The sequence below is a fragment of the Actinomadura sp. B10D3 genome (assembly GCF_039871695.1).
Classification (GTDB): Bacteria; Actinomycetota; Actinomycetes; order Streptosporangiales; family Streptosporangiaceae; genus Spirillospora; species Spirillospora madurae.
The window spans coordinates 15,157-32,698 of the sequence record NZ_JBDPLY010000015.1 but is presented as its reverse complement, the minus strand read 5'-3'; the positions used below and the strand labels follow the sequence as shown (position 1 = coordinate 32,698).

At 70.8% G+C, this 17,542-nt stretch carries 19 protein-coding genes; 17 read left to right on the top strand and 2 right to left on the bottom strand.

The window, feature by feature from the left end; genetic code table 11:
* Positions 1 to 120: 120 nt before the first annotated feature.
* The 3 genes from prfA to ABGB11_RS22480 are packed head-to-tail and all read left to right on the top strand — an operon-like array spanning position 121 to position 3,118.
* Positions 121 to 1,185 (top strand): peptide chain release factor 1, encoded by a 1,065-nt coding sequence (prfA, locus tag ABGB11_RS22490; protein ID WP_347635806.1) that lies wholly within the window; start codon positions 121 to 123, stop codon positions 1,183 to 1,185.
* 52 nt (positions 1,186 to 1,237) lie between these two features.
* Complete coding sequence (gene prmC, locus ABGB11_RS22485; RefSeq protein WP_347635804.1) at positions 1,238 to 2,098, top strand: peptide chain release factor N(5)-glutamine methyltransferase; 861 nt, start codon at positions 1,238 to 1,240, stop codon at positions 2,096 to 2,098.
* A gap of 51 nt (positions 2,099 to 2,149) precedes the next feature.
* A complete protein-coding gene (locus ABGB11_RS22480; RefSeq protein WP_347635803.1) occupies positions 2,150 to 3,118 on the top strand; it encodes an L-threonylcarbamoyladenylate synthase in 969 nt (322 codons plus the stop codon).
* A gap of 52 nt (positions 3,119 to 3,170) precedes the next feature.
* On the opposite strand, the gene ABGB11_RS22475 is transcribed toward ABGB11_RS22480, so the two are convergent.
* Positions 3,171 to 3,599 carry a hypothetical protein gene (locus tag ABGB11_RS22475; RefSeq protein WP_347635802.1) on the bottom strand — a complete coding sequence of 143 codons (429 nt, stop codon included), beginning with the start codon at positions 3,597 to 3,599 and terminating at the stop codon, positions 3,171 to 3,173.
* Positions 3,600 to 3,834: 235 nt separating this feature from the next.
* Between ABGB11_RS22475 and ABGB11_RS22470 the strand changes: the two genes are divergently transcribed.
* The 14 genes from ABGB11_RS22470 to ABGB11_RS22405 all read left to right on the top strand — a co-directional run bounded on the left by ABGB11_RS22470 (position 3,835) and on the right by ABGB11_RS22405 (position 16,462).
* Complete coding sequence (locus ABGB11_RS22470; RefSeq protein WP_347635800.1) at positions 3,835 to 4,839, top strand: DUF2207 domain-containing protein; 1,005 nt, start codon at positions 3,835 to 3,837, stop codon at positions 4,837 to 4,839.
* Positions 4,840 to 5,137: 298 nt separating this feature from the next.
* A complete protein-coding gene (locus ABGB11_RS22465; protein WP_347635799.1) occupies positions 5,138 to 6,298 on the top strand; it encodes an MraY family glycosyltransferase in 1,161 nt (386 codons plus the stop codon).
* A 197-nt stretch (positions 6,299 to 6,495) separates the two neighbouring features.
* Positions 6,496 to 6,912 (top strand): hypothetical protein, encoded by a 417-nt coding sequence (locus ABGB11_RS22460; protein WP_347635798.1) that lies wholly within the window; start codon positions 6,496 to 6,498, stop codon positions 6,910 to 6,912.
* An 84-nt stretch (positions 6,913 to 6,996) separates the two neighbouring features.
* Entirely contained in the window at positions 6,997 to 7,221 is a 225-nt protein-coding gene (locus tag ABGB11_RS22455) for a hypothetical protein (RefSeq protein ID WP_021596456.1), read from the top strand.
* A 61-nt stretch (positions 7,222 to 7,282) separates the two neighbouring features.
* Positions 7,283 to 8,077 carry a F0F1 ATP synthase subunit A gene (gene atpB / locus ABGB11_RS22450; protein ID WP_347635796.1) on the top strand — a complete coding sequence of 265 codons (795 nt, stop codon included), beginning with the start codon at positions 7,283 to 7,285 and terminating at the stop codon, positions 8,075 to 8,077.
* Between the two features lie 101 nt (positions 8,078 to 8,178).
* The gene (atpE, locus tag ABGB11_RS22445) at positions 8,179 to 8,412 is read left to right on the top strand and encodes an ATP synthase F0 subunit C (protein ID WP_021596454.1); all 234 of its coding nucleotides are present in this window, start codon (positions 8,179 to 8,181) and stop codon (positions 8,410 to 8,412) included.
* Positions 8,413 to 8,444: 32 nt separating this feature from the next.
* Positions 8,445 to 9,002, top strand: coding sequence for a F0F1 ATP synthase subunit B (locus tag ABGB11_RS22440; RefSeq protein WP_347635795.1), 558 nt, complete (start codon positions 8,445 to 8,447; stop codon positions 9,000 to 9,002).
* Positions 8,999 to 9,820 (top strand): F0F1 ATP synthase subunit delta, encoded by an 822-nt coding sequence (locus ABGB11_RS22435; protein ID WP_347635794.1) that lies wholly within the window; start codon positions 8,999 to 9,001, stop codon positions 9,818 to 9,820. The genes ABGB11_RS22440 and ABGB11_RS22435 overlap by 4 nt, the downstream gene beginning before the upstream one ends.
* 39 nt (positions 9,821 to 9,859) lie before the next feature.
* Positions 9,860 to 11,494, top strand: a complete 1,635-nt coding sequence (gene atpA, locus ABGB11_RS22430; protein ID WP_347635792.1) for a F0F1 ATP synthase subunit alpha — start codon at positions 9,860 to 9,862, stop codon at positions 11,492 to 11,494.
* Between the two features lie 5 nt (positions 11,495 to 11,499).
* Positions 11,500 to 12,396 carry a F0F1 ATP synthase subunit gamma gene (locus ABGB11_RS22425; protein ID WP_347635791.1) on the top strand — a complete coding sequence of 299 codons (897 nt, stop codon included), beginning with the start codon at positions 11,500 to 11,502 and terminating at the stop codon, positions 12,394 to 12,396.
* Positions 12,397 to 12,398: 2 nt separating this feature from the next.
* The gene (gene atpD / locus ABGB11_RS22420; RefSeq protein ID WP_347635790.1) at positions 12,399 to 13,829 is read left to right on the top strand and encodes a F0F1 ATP synthase subunit beta; all 1,431 of its coding nucleotides are present in this window, start codon (positions 12,399 to 12,401) and stop codon (positions 13,827 to 13,829) included.
* 80 nt (positions 13,830 to 13,909) lie between these two features.
* Positions 13,910 to 14,296 (top strand): F0F1 ATP synthase subunit epsilon, encoded by a 387-nt coding sequence (locus ABGB11_RS22415; RefSeq protein WP_347635788.1) that lies wholly within the window; start codon positions 13,910 to 13,912, stop codon positions 14,294 to 14,296.
* 32 nt (positions 14,297 to 14,328) lie between these two features.
* Positions 14,329 to 14,793 (top strand): DUF2550 domain-containing protein, encoded by a 465-nt coding sequence (locus ABGB11_RS22410; protein ID WP_347635787.1) that lies wholly within the window; start codon positions 14,329 to 14,331, stop codon positions 14,791 to 14,793.
* Between the two features lie 160 nt (positions 14,794 to 14,953).
* Complete coding sequence (locus ABGB11_RS22405) at positions 14,954 to 16,462, top strand: M28 family peptidase (RefSeq protein WP_347635786.1); 1,509 nt, start codon at positions 14,954 to 14,956, stop codon at positions 16,460 to 16,462.
* Between the two features lie 25 nt (positions 16,463 to 16,487).
* Here the strand turns inward: ABGB11_RS22405 and ABGB11_RS22400 are convergent, their stop codons facing one another.
* Positions 16,488 to 17,420, bottom strand: coding sequence for a DUF4097 family beta strand repeat-containing protein (locus tag ABGB11_RS22400; RefSeq protein WP_347635784.1), 933 nt, complete (start codon positions 17,418 to 17,420; stop codon positions 16,488 to 16,490).
* Positions 17,421 to 17,542: the final 122 nt, after the last annotated feature.

Below are 17,542 nucleotides of genomic sequence, written 5' to 3'. Positions count from 1 at the left end.
CGGGGACGCTTCCAGGTCCCCGGGCCTTCCGGAGCCGGCATCCGGGGACGATCTCCGTCTCCGGGCCGGAACCGGTGCGGCGCGGGGGGCCGTCCCCCACCTAGAAACGGCCAGGACACAGTGAATCTCGACGATCTGATCAGCGAATACGCGGGCATCGAAGAACGGCTCGCCGACCCGTCCGTCCATGCCGACCAGGGGCTGGCGCGCAAGCTCGGCAAGCGCTACGCGGAGCTGCGGCCGATCGTCGAGACGTACCGCGAGCTGTCCGCGACCGAGGACGACCTCGCCACGGCCCGCGAGCTGTCCGGGGAGGACGCCGCGTTCGCCGCGGAGGCCGAGGAACTGGAGGCCCGCCGCGCCGAGCTCGAAGATCGGCTGCGGCACCTGCTCGTCCCGCGCGACCCGAACGATGGCAAGGACGTCATCCTCGAGGTGAAGGCCGGCGAGGGCGGCGAGGAGTCGGCGCTGTTCGCCGGCGACCTGCTGCGGATGTACCTGCGCTACGCCGAGCGGGTCGGCTGGAAGACCGAGATCCTCGACTCGCACCCGTCCGACCTCGGCGGGTACAAGGACGTCACCGTCGCCGTGAAGGCCAAGGGCACCGCGGACGAGGGCGTCTGGACGCGGCTGAAGTACGAGGGCGGCGTGCACCGCGTGCAGCGGGTGCCCGCGACCGAGTCGCAGGGACGCATCCACACCAGCGCGGTCGGAGTGCTGGTGACGCCCGAGGCCGAGGACGTCGACGTCCAGATCGACCCGAACGACCTGCGCATCGACGTGTACCGGTCGTCCGGGCCCGGCGGTCAGAGCGTCAACACCACCGACTCCGCGGTCCGCATCACGCACCTGCCGACCGGCGTCGTCGTCTCCTGCCAGAACGAGAAGAGCCAGCTGCAGAACAAGGAGCAGGCGCTGCGCATCCTGCGGTCCCGGCTGCTGGCGATGGCGCAGGAGGAGGCGGACGCCGCCGCGGCCGCCGAGCGCAAGAGCCAGGTCCGGACGGTCGACCGGTCCGAGCGGGTGCGCACCTACAACTATCCGGAGAACCGGATCTCCGACCACCGGGTCGGCTACAAGGCCTACAACCTCGACCAGGTCCTGGACGGCGATCTCCACAACGTCACGCAGGCGCTCGTCGACGCCGAGATGGAACGCCGCCTGGCCGAAGCCCAGTCCTCATGAGCGCAGCGATTCGGGGGGCGTGGGGGGTCGTCCCCCCTCGGAGGGCAGAGCCATGAACTTGTTGCTCGACGAGATCGCCAGGGCCACGGCGCGGCTCGCTGATGCGGGCGCCGCCTCGCCTCGTGCCGATGCCGAGGAGCTGGCGGCGGCCGTGCACCGGGTGCGGCGCTCGGAGCTGCACGGCGTCCCCGACAGCGCGTTCGACGCCCGGTTCTGGGAGTTCGTCGCGCGCCGCGAGGCGGGGGAGCCGCTCCAGCACATCACCGGGCGCGCGTACTTCCGCTACCTGGAGCTCAAGGTCGGGCCGGGGGTGTTCGTCCCGCGACCGGAGACCGAGGTGATGGTCGGCTGGGCGCTGGAGACCCTGCGCGACATGGACGTCCGGGATCCCCTGGTGGTCGACCTCGGCACCGGCTCGGCGGCGATCGCGCTGTCGATCGCGCTGGAGGCGCCGCGCGCCCGCGTCCACGCCGTGGAGAAGGACCCGACCGCGTTCGTGCACGCGACCCGCAACGTCGAGGAGCTGGACGAGCGGGGCCGTGTCCGGCTGCACCTGGACGACTTCGGCGCCGCCCTGCCCGAGCTGGACGGCACCGTCGACCTGGTCGTCAGCAACCCCCCGTACATCCCGATGAGCGAGTGGGAGTACGTCCCGCCCGACGTCCGCGACCACGACCCGGCCGACGCGCTGTGGGGCGGCGGCGACGACGGGCTGGACGCGATCCGGGTGGTCGAGCGGACGGCCCGGCGGCTGCTGCGTCCCGGCGGCTACGCGGCCGTCGAGCACAGCGACCTGCAGGGCAACGGCGCCTACTGGATCTTCGCGGAGGAGTACGGCTGGCGGGACGTCCGCAACCGCCGTGACCTCGCCAACCGGGACCGCTTCGTCACCGCCCGCCTCGCCACGGACTGACGCCCGGGGGAGCGGCGTGAGCGCATCGGGCGCCGTGGGAAAATGGCGGGCGTGAGCCGACGTTATGACTGCACCGAGCCGATGGAGCGCACGCGCGGGATCGCGGAGGCGGTGTCGGCGGTGCGGCGCGGTGAGCTGGTCGTCCTGCCGACGGACACGGTGTACGGGATCGGCGCGGACGCGTTCGTGCCGCCCGCCGTGACGGCGCTGCTGGACGCCAAGGGCCGCGGGCGGGAGATGCCGCCGCCGGTGCTGGTCGGGTCCGTGCGGGCCGCGACGGCGCTGGTGGAGGATCTCGGCACCTACGGGCAGGACCTCATCGACGAGTTCTGGCCGGGCGCGCTGACGCTCGTGTGCCGGGCGAACCCGAACCTGATGTGGGACCTCGGCGAGACCAAGGGCACGGTGGCCATCCGGATGCCGATGCACGAGCTCGCGGTCGAGCTGCTCAAGGAGACCGGCCCGCTCGCGGTGAGCAGCGCGAACCTCAGCGGCCAGCCCGCGGCGAGGACGGCGGACGAGGCGGAGAAGATGCTCGGCGACGCCGTCGCGGTCTACCTGGACGGCGGCACGTCCGGGCACGCCGACCCGTCGACGATCATCGATCTGACCGGCCCGGTGCCGCGGCTGCTGCGGGTCGGCGCGATCCCCGCGGACAAGATCCGTTCCGTGGTCGGCGTCCTGCTCACCGACGAGGACGAGCCGGACGAGCAGGCCGAGCCCGCCGAGCCCGCCGAGCCCGCCGAACAGGGCGCCGGAGACCCCGCTGAACAGGGCGTGGGAAGCGAAGCCGGAGAGCCCGCAGATGTCTCGTCCGCTCCGAAGGAAGGGGGGCCTTCCCTGAGCAAGGGAGAGCCCGCGCAGGCGCCCGATGCTGCGGCTGAGGCCCCGGCAACGCTCGCTGAGCGGGCCGGGGACGCGGACGGAGCGTCCTCCGGGACGGGGCCGTCGCTCTCCAAGGCCCCCGAGCAGGCCGGCAACGAGCAGGCCGGCAACGAGAACGACCCGGAAAAGCAGTAAGGCCCCGCCGGGCCGGGCGGGGCCTGTTCGCGTCAGGCCGTCGGGAGCGCGATCAGAAGATCTTGCGGCCCTTGCCGTAGTAGTACTTGCCGGTCTTCTTGTTGCGGCCGCACTCCTGCACCCACATGTGGCTGCCGTAGCTCGACTTCACGCTGATCTTGACGGTGGCCTTGCCGTCGAAGTTGTACTTGGTGCCGCCCGAGGTCACGCCCACGATCTTGAAGCGCGAGTAGTACTTCTTGCTGCCCTCGGTGAACAGGAACCGCACGCAGGCGGTCCAGCCGTTCTTCTTGGTGTCGCGCAGGTAGCCCGTGACGGCGGTGCTCCCGCCGCCGCGGGAGTACTTGCCCCAGGTGTAGATGCCGCCGTAGGAGTCGTACGGCTTCCAGCTGCCGGTGGCGGCTTCGGCGGGGGCGCTCACGGCGGCCATGCCGGCCATCAGGGTGCCGGCGGTCAGGGCGACTGCAGCGATTCGCCGCATAGTCCCTCCAGGCTCGGGTTGGGGGTTAGCGAGCGATAACTTAGCAGTCTCCGGACGTTCACGATCAATTGGTTATTCCGGCTGACCAGGGACGGACTAAAACGACGGTTCCATGAACCCGGACGCCGCCGACCGCGTCCAATGGTCCGGAAGGCCTTCGCGCGGGGGCCGCCGGTGTGGCGCGGCGGGGACATCGGCCTTGTTAGGCCGACACGATCACGGCAACGGTGACAGCATGCCTGACGTGCGTGGCCGTGTCCGGGGGTCCGCGATCGCCGCGGGCGTGCTGCTGCTGACCGCCGTGCTCGGGTTGCCCGCCCGCGCCGCCGGTCCCGCCGAGCCCGCCCCGGGGGACCGTCCGGGCGAGCTGGTCTACCGCGGCGAGAGCATCCCGGCCTACGACGTCGTCCTCACCATCGGCGCCGACGGCGTGCTGTACGTCCGCGAGACGATCACCTACGACTTCGACCGGACCGGCGAGCACGGCATCGTCCGGCACGTGCCGTTCCGCATCGGCGACCGGCTCTACGAGGTGCGGAACGTCAGCAGCAGCTCCTCCACCGGTGCCCCGGCCCGGGTGCGGACGACGCGTTTCCTGCACGACGTGCAGATCAGCGTCGGCGACCGGCACCGTGAGGTCCGCGGCCGCCAGGCCTACGTGATCGAGTACGAGGTGGGGCGGGCGTTCACCCGGCGCGCCGGCCGCGTCGAGCTGGTCTGGGACGCGATCGGGCGGAGCTGGGACGTGCCCATCGGGAACGCGGCGGTGCGGGTGGTGGCGCCGGTGCCGCTGCGGCACGCGAGCTGCCGGGCGGGCCGGCACGGCGCGACGACGCGGTGCCTGCGCGACCGCGACGGCCCGTACGCCGTCGACTTCATCCAGAACCACCTCGCCCCGCACGAGGGCATGAAGATCCGGGTCCGGCTGCCCGAGCACGCGATCGCCGTCCAGCCGCCGCGGTACGTGCCGCCGCGCTGGACGGGCGACTGGCCCGGCACCGCGGTGCTGGCCCTCGCGCTCGCCGCCGTGCCGCTGGTCGCCCGCCGCCCGGTGCCGCGCGCGCGGCGCGGGGCCGCCTTGGCCGCCGCGGGGGTGCTGCTCGTCGTCGCGGACGCCGGAGACGACATCGCGGCCCGCGGCCCGTGGGCGTTCTCACTGGGCGACCGCTGCGTCGCCGGGCTCGCGCTGCTGATCGTCGGGACGGCGGTGGTCTACCGCAACCGCGGCCGCGCCGTGTGATCCACACCCGGGCTGTGTTACCCGAGGTGTGATCCGCACCCGGGCCGTGTGCGCCAAAGCCGGGCTGTGAACCGAATCCGAACTGTGATCCAGACCCGGGCGGGGCGAATCCGGAGCGCGCGCCCGCCGGGAGGTTTAGAGTTGGTCGGTCGCGACGGTGAACAGATCGTCCCCGTGGGCCGTCTACCAAGGTGGGGGCCTACCAAGGCGGGGCGCGGGGCGACCCGGCGAGGAGGGCCCCGCGGGCACGGGGCCGACTGATCGGCGCAGGAAGATCGGCGAAGGGAGGCGCAGGGGAGTGCGGGAGTACCTGCTCACGATCCTGGTCGCCGCCCTCGTCGCCTACCTGCTGACCCCCTCGGTGCGCCGGTTCGCCATCTGGTTCGGCGCGCAGGCCGTCCCGCGCGACCGCGACGTGCACGTCATCCCGACGCCCCGGCTGGGCGGCCTCGCCATGTTCGGCGGGATGGTCGCGGCGCTGACGGTCGCGACCGGGCTGCCGGAGATGCGCAAGGTCCTCGACGACGGCGGGATCAGCGTCGCCAACGCGCTTCTGCTGTCGGGCGGGCTGATCGTGCTGATCGGCATCGCCGACGACCGCTGGGAGGTGGACGCGCTCACCAAGTTCGCCGGGCAGGTCGCGGCGGCCGGGATCTTCATCATGCAGGGGATCCAGATCTACGTGATCCCGCTGCCGACGGGCGAGTCGCTGTCGCTGCCCCCGGCCTACGGGGTGCCGCTCACCGTCCTGGTCGTGGTCGCCACGATCAACGCGGTGAACTTCATCGACGGGCTGGACGGGCTGGCCGCGGGCGTCGTCGGGATCGCCGCGCTGGCGCTGTTCTCCTACGCCTACCTGCTGTCGCGGACGATCGGGCTGACCACGCTGACCGGGGCGACGCTCATCGCCGCGATCCTGTTCGGGATGTGCCTGGGCTTCCTGCCGCACAACTTCAGCCCGGCCAAGATCTTCATGGGCGACACCGGCTCCATGCTCATCGGCCTGCTGCTCAGCGCGTCCACGATCATGCTGACCGGCCAGTTCGACCCGGCCATCCTCGCCAACGGGCTGTTCCCGTTCTTCGTCCCGATCCTGCTGATCCCGGCGGTGGCCGCGGTCCCGTTCATCGACATGCTGCTCGCGGTGTGGCGGCGCACCAACCAGGGCCGCTCGCCGTTCTCCCCGGACAAGCAGCACCTGCACCACCGGCTGCTGGAGCTCGGCCACTCCACCCGGCGCGCCGTGCTGATCATGTACTTCTGGGTCGGGCTGCTGGCCTCCGGGCTGGTCGGGCTCGCCCTGTTCGACGCCGCGTGGATCACCCTCGGCGTCACGCTGCTGGTGGCGATCGCCGGCGTCCTGCTGATGCTGCGCATCCCCGGCCGCCGCAGGTCCTCCCGGACGGCCGGTCCCGGCTCGGGCGAGCAGCCCGCCGAACGCCCGCCGGCGCGCGTCTGACCTGATCACGGCCCCGCCGTCCGATAGCACCCGCGCACCGCCTGACCTGGGTTAAAGTCCGTGGTGCGAGCGTGCCCCACCGAGGTCCGACAGACCCGACAGGGCATTACCTCTAGGGTAATTGTGGACAATCCGGACGCTTGTGATACCTTTCACGAACAAAGAACGAACACTTACCGTGACCAGCCGGAGCCCTCATGAATACCTCCGACGCCCGGATGTTCCGTGGCGCCGCGATCCCGACCTCGGTGGCCGGGGTGGGCGCCGTCCTGATCGGCCTGCCGGCCGCCGGCGCCAAGGGCGCCCTGGCGGCGGCGCTGGCCTCCGTCGTGGTGATCGCCTTCTTCTCGGTGAGCGCGCTGGTGGTCTCCTGGGCCGCCAAGTACTCGGCCCAGACGATGATGCTGGCCGCGCTCGCGAGCTACATGGTGAAGATCCTCGCGGTGATGGTGCTGGTCACCTCCATGGACCGGGTCACGATCTGGAACACCAAGGTCTTCGGCTGGACGGTCATCGGCCTCGCGCTCGTGTGGATCGCGGCCGAGTTCCGCGTGGTCATGCAGCGCAGGCCCTACATTGACGAGCCCGAGAACGTGCTGGACCGGAGTCCGTGATGACGGCGCCGCGGACGGTACGGATCCCCAGGGACTACTCCAATATGACCACCGCATGGGTGGCCTGCTATCGTCCGGAGCGCGATGAGCGAGCAGAAACGTCGGCCGGAGGACGGCCAGCGGGAATTCGCCGACGTCGCCTGGTCCGTGCCCAGCTACCTTCTCTCCGGGATGATCATCTGGGGCGGCATCGGGTGGCTGCTGTCCGAATGGACGCACCAGACCTGGCTGATCCCGATCGGCCTGGTCATCGGTGCCGGGCTCGCCGTGTACCTGGTCTACGTGAAGTACGGGCGCCACTCCTCCTGAGCGGCCCCGCCGCCGAGGAAGCCTTCGTGAAACGTCACCACATTGATGAAGGGAACGCCGCGTGAACGCGCAGACGGTCCTCGCCTCCGGGGGAGATGAGTTCAAGGCCCCCGGACCGGAGCTGTTCGACTTCCCGCCCCTGTTCGCCGGCGGCCCCGAGTGGCTCACCAAGCCCGTCCTCTTCGCCGTCGTGGGCGCCCTGCTCGTCTGCGTCCTGTTCTGGATGGCGTTCGCCAATCCGAAGCTCGTGCCGCGCGGCATGCAGAACGTCGGCGAGATCGGCTACATGTTCGTCCGGGACGAGATCGCCCGCCCCTTCCTCGGCAAGAACACCGACCGGTGGATGCCGATGCTGATGTCGCTGTTCTTCCTGATCTGGTTCTGGAACATCTTCGCGGTCATCCCGGTCATCCAGTTCCCGATCGCGTCGCACATCGCGTTCCCGGTGGTCCTGGCGCTGTTCGTGTACGTCGTGAAGGTGTACCTGGGCCTGCGCAAGCAGGGCCCGGTGAAGTACTTCACGAACATGATCCCCAAGGGCCTGCCGCTTCCGGTCTACTTCCTGCTCGTGCCCATCGAGTACCTCTCGACGTTCATCCTCGCGCCCTTCACCCACGCGGTCCGGCTCTTCGCCAACATGTTCGCGGGCCACACGATCCTGGCGTTCTTCAGCCTCGTCGGGTTCTGGTTCCTGTTCGAGAAGCCGACCCTCGCCGGCTTCGGCGTGGGCATCGTGGGCGTGCTCATCACCATCGTCCTGACCGGGCTGGAACTGCTGATCCAGTTCCTGCAGGCGTTCCTGTTCGCGATGCTTGCCGCCATGTACATCCAGAGCGGGCTCGAAGCGGACCACTAAGCCCCGAGGGTTCGCGGAGCTCCGGCACCGCCCCCGCACCGACAACCTCGTAAGCCCAGACCGGCGGAGCCTCCGCCGGCCGACAGAAAAGGAATGAACCCATGACGGGAGTCCTCGCCGCCGTCGAAGGTAACGTCACCTCGATCGGGTACGGCCTCGCGGCCATCGGCCCGGGCATCGGCATCGGCATCATCTTCGGTCAGGGCGTGAACGCCATCGCCCGCCAGCCCGAGCTGACCGGCGTGATCCGCACCAACATGCTGCTGGGCTTCGTCCTCACCGAGGCGCTCGCCCTGATCGGCCTGGTCGCGCCCTTCATCTTCCAGGGCATCTGACCGCGGGTCCCATCTGAGGAAGGGCTGCAGACATGATCAGAGCAGCTTCCGTCCTAGCGGCGGAGGAGAACAACCCTCTCGTCCCGCACCCGTACGAGCTCGTCGTCGGCATCTTCTCGTTCGTCGTCGTCATGGTCGTCCTCGGCCGGATCCTCGTCCCGCGGCTCCAGAAGACCCTGGAGGAGCGGACGAACGCGATCGAGGGCGGCCTGGTGCGGGCCGAGCAGGCACAGAAAGAGGCCCAGGAGGTCCTCGAGCAGTACAAGGCCCAGCAGAAGGCGGCCGCGGTCGAGGCGTCCAACGAGCGCCGCAAGGCCGAGGAGCAGGGCGCGCAGATCATCGCCCAGGCCAAGGAGCAGGCCCAGGCCGAGGCGCGCCGGATCGTCGAGAGCGCCAAGGCGCAGATCGAGGCGGAGCGGCAGCAGGCGCTGCAGTCGCTGCGCGCCGAGATCGGTGCCATCTCGGTCGAGCTGGCCGGACGCGTCGTGGGCGAGTCCCTCGAGGACAGCGCGCGGCAGAGCCGGGTCGTCGACCGGTTCCTCGAGGAGCTGGAAGAGCGCGCCCGCAGCCAGGAGCAGGTCACGCCATGACCATTACGGGAGCGGTGAGCAGGGCGTCGCTGGCCGAGGCCAAGGAGCGGCTGGAGGCCGTCATTCCCTCCGCCGACCTGGCCCGGCTCGGCGGCGACCTGTTCGCGGTGCTGCACCTGGTCGACCGCGAGCACGGCCTGCGGCGGGCGGTCTCCGACCCGGCGCGCGACGGCGCCGACAAGGCGCAGCTCGTCCAGATCCTGCTGGAGGGCAAGGTGACGCCGGCCGCTCTCGGGCTGGTCGCCGACGTCGTCCGGCTGCGCTGGTCGACCCCGTCGGAGCTGTCGGACGCGGTGGAGGCCCTCGCGGTCACCGCCGAGGCCGCCCGCGCCGAGGCCGACGGCCGGATCGACGACCTGGAGGACGAGCTGTTCCGGTTCTCCCGGGTCATCGAGGGGGAGCCCGAGCTGCGCGGCGCCCTCGCCGGCCCGGGCCTGCCCGACGAGCGCAAGCTCGGCGTGGTGAACGCGCTGCTGGACGGCAAGGTCACCGACGCGACGCTGACGCTGGTGACCGAGCTGGTGCTGCGCCCGCGAGGACGTAGCCTGGAAAGCGGTCTGGCCGAGTACGGCCGGCTCGTCGCCCAGCGGCGGCAGCGCCTGGTCGCGCTCGTCCGGACGCCCACCGCGCTGTCGGACGAGCAGCGGACGCGGCTCGCGGCGGTGCTCGCCGCGGCCTACGGCCACGAGGTACACCTGAACATCGAGATCGACCCCACGGTGATCGGCGGACTGTCGATCGAGCTCGGGGACGAGATCATCGACGGCACGATCGCCGGACGGCTGGACGACGTCCGGCGGCGGCTCGGCGCCGGCTGACCGCCGGCGGAGCTACCCAAAGGGAGCAAGAGAGGAATCATGGCGGAGCTGACGATCCGTCCGGATGAGATCCGGAACGCGCTGGAGCGCTTCGTCCAGTCGTACGAGCCCGAGGCCGCCGCGCGCGAAGAGGTCGGCACCGTCGTCGATTCCGGCGACGGGATCGCCCACATCGAGGGCCTGCCGTCCGCGATGGCGAACGAACTCATCGAGTTCGAGGACGGTACCCGTGGCCTGGCTCTGAACCTGGACGTGCGCGAGATCGGCGCCGTTGTCCTGGGTGACTTCAGCAAGATCGAGGAGGGCCAGAAGGCCCGCCGCACCGGCGAGGTCCTCTCGGTCCCCGTCGGCGACGGCTTCCTCGGCCGCGTCGTGGACGCGCTGGGCAACCCGCTGGACGGCAAGGGCCCGGTCGAGAGCAACGAGCGCCGCGCGCTCGAACTGCAGGCCCCCACGGTCGTGCAGCGGCAGTCGGTGAACGAGCCGCTGCAGACCGGCATCAAGGCCATCGACGCGATGACGCCGATCGGCCGCGGTCAGCGGCAGCTGATCATCGGTGACCGGCAGACGGGCAAGACGACCGTCTGCGTGGACACCATCATCAACCAGAAGGAGAACTGGGAGTCCGGCGACGAGAAGAAGCAGGTCCGCTGCATCTACGTCGCGATCGGGCAGAAGGGCTCCACGATCGCCAACGTCCGCCGCTCCCTGGAGGAGGCCGGCGCGATGGACTACACCACCATCGTGGCGGCCCCCGCGTCCGAGCCGGCGGGCTACAAGTACATCGCCCCCTACACCGGGTCCGCGATCGGCCAGCACTGGATGTACCAGGGCAAGCACGTCCTGATCATCTTCGACGACCTGTCGAAGCAGGCCGAGGCCTACCGTGCGGTGTCGCTGCTGCTGCGCCGCCCGCCGGGCCGCGAGGCCTACCCCGGCGACGTCTTCTACCTGCACTCCCGGCTGCTGGAGCGCTGCGCGAAGCTGTCGGACGACATGGGCGCCGGTTCGATGACGGGTCTGCCGATCATCGAGACCAAGGGCAACGACGTGTCGGCCTACATCCCGACGAACGTCATCTCCATCACCGACGGGCAGTGCTTCCTGGAGACGGACCTGTTCAACCAGGGCGTCCGGCCGGCGATCAACGTCGGTATCTCGGTCTCCCGGGTCGGCGGCGACGCGCAGATCAAGGCGATGAAGACCGTCGCCGGCACGCTGCGCCTCGCGCTGTCGCAGTTCCGCGACCTGGAGGCGTTCGCGGCGTTCGCGTCCGACCTGGACGCCGCCTCGCGCGCCCAGCTGGAGCGCGGCGCCCGCCTCGTCGAGCTGCTGAAGCAGCCGCAGGGCAGCCCGTTCCCGGTCGAGCAGGAGGTCGTGTCCGTGTGGGCGGGCACCTCCGGCGAGCTGGACGACGTGCCCGTCGGCGACATCCGCCGCTTCGAGCGCGAGTTCCTCGACTACGTCGAGCGGGAGGAGTCCGGGCTGCTGGCCTCCATCCGCGAGACCGGCAAGCTCTCCGACGACGGTCTCACCAGCCTCAAGAACGCCATCACGGAGTTCAAGAAGGGCTTCCAGACCAGCGAGGGCGAGCTGCTGGCCGAGGAGCCCGTCGAACCGATCGAGGCCGAGGACGTCGAGCAGGAGACCATCACCCGCGTCAAGAAGGACTGACGGCGATGGCCGCACAGCTTCGTCAACTCCGGCAGCGGATCAAGACGGTCAAGTCGACCGCCAAGATCACGCGTGCGCAGGAGATGATCGCCACGTCGCGGATCGTCAAGGCCCAGCAGGCGGTGACGGCGTCCAAGCCGTACGCCGACCAGATCACGCAGGCCCTGACCGCGCTGGTGAGCCACCATGTCGGGATCGACCACCCGCTCCTGCAGGAGCAGCCGGCCGACACCCGCAGCGCCGTACTGATCATCACGAGTGACCGCGGGTTCTGCGGCGCCTACAACGCCAACGTGATCCGCGAGGCCGAGTCCCTGATCAGGGCGCTGCGGGACGAGGGCCGCGAGCCGGTCCCGTACGTCGTCGGCAACAAGGGCATCACCTGGTACCGGTTCCGCGGCCGGGACGTCGCGCAGACCTGGAGCGGGTTCAGCGACCGTCCCGCGTTCGGGAACGCCGAGGCGATCGGCAGGCGGCTCACCGAGGACTTCCTCAAGACCGACGCCGAGGGCGGGGTCGGGGAGATCCACGTGGTCTACACCGAGTTCGTCTCGATGCTGACGCAGACGGTCCGGGTCGCGCGGCTGATGCCGCTGGAGATCGAGGAGGCCGAGACCTCCAAGGTCCCGCCGGCGTACGAGTTCGAGCCGTCCGCGCAGGCGGCGCTCGACATGCTGCTGCCGAACTACGTCGAGAGCCGCATCTTCCACATGCTGCTGCAGTCGGCCGCGTCCTTCCAGGCGGCGGTGCGGCGGGCCATGAAGTCGGCGACCGACAATGCCAACGAACTGCTCGGGGTCTACACGCGCCAGATGAACCAGGCGCGGCAGGCCGCGATCACCCAGGAAATCAGCGAGATCGTCGGTGGCGCTGACGCGCTCGCCGAGTCTGGCGGGGAGTGACAATGACTGCTCAGGTAGAGACGGCGACCGCGACCGGGCGCGTCGCCCGTGTCATCGGCCCGGTCGTCGACGTGGAGTTCCCCGCCGACGCCATCCCGGACATCTACAACGCCCTCAACGCGCAGGTCAGCCTGGGCGGCGAGGAGAAGACCCTGACGTTCGAGGTCGCCCAGCACCTCGGCGACAACATGGTCAGGGCGATCTCCATGCAGCCGACGGACGGCCTGGTGCGCGGGGCCCCGGTGGTCGACTCCGGCAAGTCGATCGCGGTGCCGGTCGGCGACATCACCAAGGGCCACGTGTGGAACGCCCTCGGCGACGCGCTGGACGTCCCGACGGCGTCGCTGGAGATCAACGAGCGCTGGGGTATCCACCGCGGCGCCCCGGCGTTCGACCAGCTGGAGTCCAAGACCGAGATGCTGGAGACCGGCATCAAGGTCATCGACCTGCTGTGCCCGTACGTCAAGGGCGGCAAGATCGGCCTGTTCGGCGGCGCGGGTGTGGGCAAGACCGTCCTCATCCAGGAGATGATCCGCCGTGTCGCCCGCAACTTCGGCGGCACCTCGGTGTTCGCCGGGGTCGGCGAGCGCACCCGTGAGGGCAACGACCTCTGGGTGGAGATGGCGGAGGCGGACGTCCTCAAGGACACCGCGATGGTGTTCGGCCAGATGGACGAGCCGCCGGGCACCCGGCTGCGGGTGGCGCTGTCAGCGCTGACGATGGCGGAGTACTTCCGCGACGTCCAGGGCCAGGACGTGCTGCTGTTCATCGACAACATCTTCCGGTTCACGCAGGCCGGTTCGGAGGTGTCCACGCTGCTCGGGCGCATGCCGTCCGCGGTGGGCTACCAGCCGACGCTGGCCGACGAGATGGGCGTGCTGCAGGAGCGGATCACCTCGACGCGCGGTCACTCGATCACCTCGATGCAGGCGATCTACGTGCCCGCCGACGACATCACCGACCCGGCGCCGCACACCACGTTCGCGCACCTGGACGCCACCACGACCCTGTCGCGCGGCATCTCCGAGAAGGGCATCTTCCCGGCGGTCGACCCGCTCGACTCCACCTCGCGGATCATGGACCCGCAGATCCTGGGGAACGAGCACTACGAGGTCGCCCAGGAAGTGATCCGGATCCTGCAGAAGTACAAGGAGCTGCAGGACATCATCGCGATCCTCGGTATCGACGAGCTGTCGGAGGAGGACAAGGTCACCGTCCAGCGGGCGCGGCGCATCGAGCGCTTCCTGTCGCACCCGATGTACGTGGCCGAGCAGTTCACCGGGCAGCCCGGCGAGACGGTGGCGAAGGACGAGACGATCGCCTCGTTCAAGGCGCTCGCCGAGGGCAAGTACGACCACCTCCCCGAGCAGGCGTTCTTCATGTGCGGTGGTATCGAGGACGTGGAGAAGAAGGCCAAGGAGCTGGAGAAGTAGTCCGCTCCGGCGGGGCCGCCCCGGGTCGCGCGCCCGGGGCGGCCCCGCCGGAACCGCTCCAGTAGTCGGAGGAGACAGACGTGGCAACCCTGAAGGTCGGGCTGGTCTCGCCGGAGCGCGAGATCTGGTCCGGCGAGGCCAGGACGGTGGTCGCCCAGACCATCGAGGGCTCGCTCGGCATCCTGCCGGGCCACGCCCCGGTGCTGGGCATCCTCCTGGACGGCAGCGTGGTGAAGATCGAGCCGGCGGACGGCGGCGAGCCGATCCTGGCGGCGGTCGGCAGCGGGTTCTTCTCCGTCGCCGCCGACGAGGTGTCGGTGCTGGCGGAGCAGGTCGAGCGGGGCGACGAGATCGACGTCGAGGACGCCCGGCAGGCGCTGGACGCGGCGCTGGCGGCGGAGGCCGACAGCGGGACGCCGGAGCGCCGGGCCCGGGCGCGGCTGCGCGCGGCGGGCATCGAGGCCTAGGCGCGCGGCGGGACTGACGGACGGCGGGGGATTTGGGCGAGCACCTGGCACTGGACGTGGGCGGGGTGCTCGCCGCGCTCGTTCTCGTCGCGGCGCTGCTGTTCGTCTTCATGGCGGTACGCCGGAGGCTGTTCACCCGCGGCGGCGGCACCGTGGAGTGCAGCCTGCGCGAGCTGTCCCAGGAGGGCGGAGCCCCCGGGGTCTGGCGCCTCGGCATCGGCCGCTACAAGGGCGACGAGCTGCACTGGCACCGCGTGTTCGGTTTCCGCGGACGGCCCCGGCAGGTGATCCACCGCCGGGGCCTCGTCGTGTCCAACCGCCGCGACCCCGACCTCGACGAGGCGGAGGGGCTCCTGCCGGACGTGACCGTCATCGAGGTCAAGGACGGCGACCTGACGGTGGAGTTGGCGATGGGCGCGGCGGCCCTGACCGGCTTCCTGGCCTGGCTGGAAGCGGCCCCGCCCGGCTTCCCCGTCGACCTGCACTCTCCCGAATGAGCGGGCCGGACCGAGCAGGCGGGCGTGAGCGCGGGCTTGGAATGAGCGGGTAAGGCGTCGGTATCGGATCGGCCTCGTCGCGGCCTCGCTGCTTGAGGGGGGCGGGGTGGGCCGTGAGGATCGCCCTGGTCAGCTCCCTACGCCCTCCGCTGGAGTGCTCGTGCGCAAGCTCCTCACCGGTGCCGCCGTCGCGGTGCCCGCCCTCTTCCTGCCGGCCGCACTGCCCGTGGCCGACGCGGCGCCGGTCCGCCGAGACCTGGCGGCGATGGTGACGTTGAGGGACGTCCGGGCGCACATGGCGGCGTTCCAGGAGATCGCCGACTTCAACGGCGGGAACCGCGCGGCGGGGAACGCCGGCTACGACGTCTCGGTGAAGTACGTCGTCGGGCGGCTGCGGCGGGCCGGGTTCACGCCGAAGGTGCAGAGGTTCACGTACCCGTACTGGCGCGAGCGGGGCCGTCCGGTGCTCGCGCGGACGGCGCCGACGGCGGCGTCCTACACCTGGGAGAAGGACTTCCTCACGCTCGCGTACTCGGGTTCCGGCGATGTGACCGCGCGGGCCGAGCCCGTCGACGTCCCGGCCAAGGGGGAGGGGACGAGCGGCTGCCAGAAGGCCGACTTCAGGCGCCTCGCCGAGGGCGCGATCGCCCTCATCCAGCGGGGGAGCTGCACGTTCGAGGTGAAGGCCGCGAACGCGAAGGCGGCGGGCGCCTCCGCCGTGGTGATCTACAACCGGCCGGGGGAGGAGGGGCCGGTGAACGGGACGGTGTCGGAGCCGTCCGGGATCCCGGTCGTCGGCTCCACGCACCGGCTGGGAAGGGCGATGGTGAAGGCGGCGCGGAAGGGCGGCCTGAGACTGCGCGTGAAGACGAGGACGGTGCACGGCAAGCGGTCGTCGTCCAACGTCATCGCGGACACCGCACGCGGGCGGGTCGGCAACGTCGTGATGGCGGGTGCGCACCTGGACAGCGTCCAGGCGGGCCCGGGGATCAACGACAACGCGACCGGCGCCGCGGCGCTGCTCGCGATCGCCGAGAAGATCGGGGAACTGGGCGCGGGGAACATGCGCAACCGGGTCCGGTTCGCGTGGTGGGGCGCCGAGGAGGAGGGCCTGCGCGGGTCCGCGCACTACGTGCGGTCGCTGTCGCGCGCCGACCGCGAGAAGATCGCCCTGAACCTCAACTTCGACATGCTCGGGTCGCCGAACGGTGTCCGCGGCGTCTACGACGGCGACCACTCGTCGCATGCGGGCATGCGGGCGCCCGCGGGGTCCGGCGCGATCGAGCGGATGTTCCGGGCGTACTTCAAGCGGCGCGGGCTCCCCACGGCGGAGGCGGAGTTCAACGGGCGTTCCGACTACGGCCCGTTCATCGAGCGGGGCATCCCGGCGGGCGGGATCGCCACCGGCGCCGGCGGGCGCAAGACCCACGCGGAGGCCGCGCTGTTCGGCGGCAGGGCCGGCGCCGCCTACGACCCGTGCTACCACCGCAAGTGCGACCGGCTGAAGAACGTCAACCTGAGACTGCTCGACGGCAACACCGACGCCATCGCCCACGTCCTCCAGCACCTGGCCCGGACGACGGTCGCCGTCAACGGCGGTGCCCGCCTGAATCTGGGCCGCGCCCCGTCATCCACCCCGCTGTGGTGGGGCCCGCATCTGGTTCGCTGACGCGGCGGCGTGGAGCCCCGTCCGGTCAGGAGGAGGGGAGGACCGTGATGGCGCCGTCCCTGGTGGTGAGCCTGATCTGGCGCTTGGCGTCCGAGTCCTGGTGGATGAGCGGGTCGATCCTCTTGCCGCCGTTGCTGGCGGACGCGTCGATGGCGTAGCGCTCCCCGGGCGGGAGACGGAGGCGGACCGAGCCGTTGTCGGTAGTGGCGGTGACGGTGGACGGCGCGGTGCCGAAGCGCAGATCGATGGAGCCGTCCCGCGTCCTGGCGGTCAGCCGGTCGCCGGACAGGCCGCGCCCTTCGATCAAGCCGTTGTCGCTGTGGAGATCGGCGACCGGGAAGGTCCCCCGCACGCGGATCGCGCCGTCGCGGGTCCTCGCGCTCAGCCGGTCTCCGGACAGCCCACGGGCGTCGATGGTGCCGTTCTCGCTGGTCAGCCGGGCGGTTCCGGCGTGCCCCGTGACGCGCAGCGAGCCGTCCTCCGAGCTGATCGTCGCGGCCGTCGCGTTCAGCCCCGTCGCGTCGATGGAGCCGTTGGCGCTGTGCAGCCGAACGGTCCCGCTGAGCCCGGACGCGACGATCATCCCGTCCCGGCCCTCGATGTCCACGGGCAGGGAGCGCGGCACCTGGACGCGGTAGGAGACTCCGCAGCCCCTGAACCCGATCACCTGGTTGCCGCACTCGGACGACAGGGTGAGGGTGCCGCCGTCGGTGACGTGCTCGGCCTTCGGCTTGTTCTTCTCGTTCGTCCAGCGGAGCCGTTCCGCGACCTTGATCGTCGGGGTGTCGGTCGCGGTGACCACGACCCGGCTGCCGTGCGACCTGATCTTCAGCGTGGTGATGCCGCCGGGCGCGGTGTAGGAGCGGTTCTCGTGGTGCGTGCCGACGCTCAGGTTGCCGCAGCCGGCCAGCGCCGCCGCGGCGACCGCCAGACCGGCGGTGATCGTCAGGGTCCTCACGTGGTCACTCCCGTTGTCTCCGTGCACCCCGTCTCCGTGCACCCGTGCATGACAAGCCTGCTCCGGTGGCGGCGGTGGCACCAGGAGGGGAGCCGGTCATCCGGGGGTGGGGCTAACCCCAC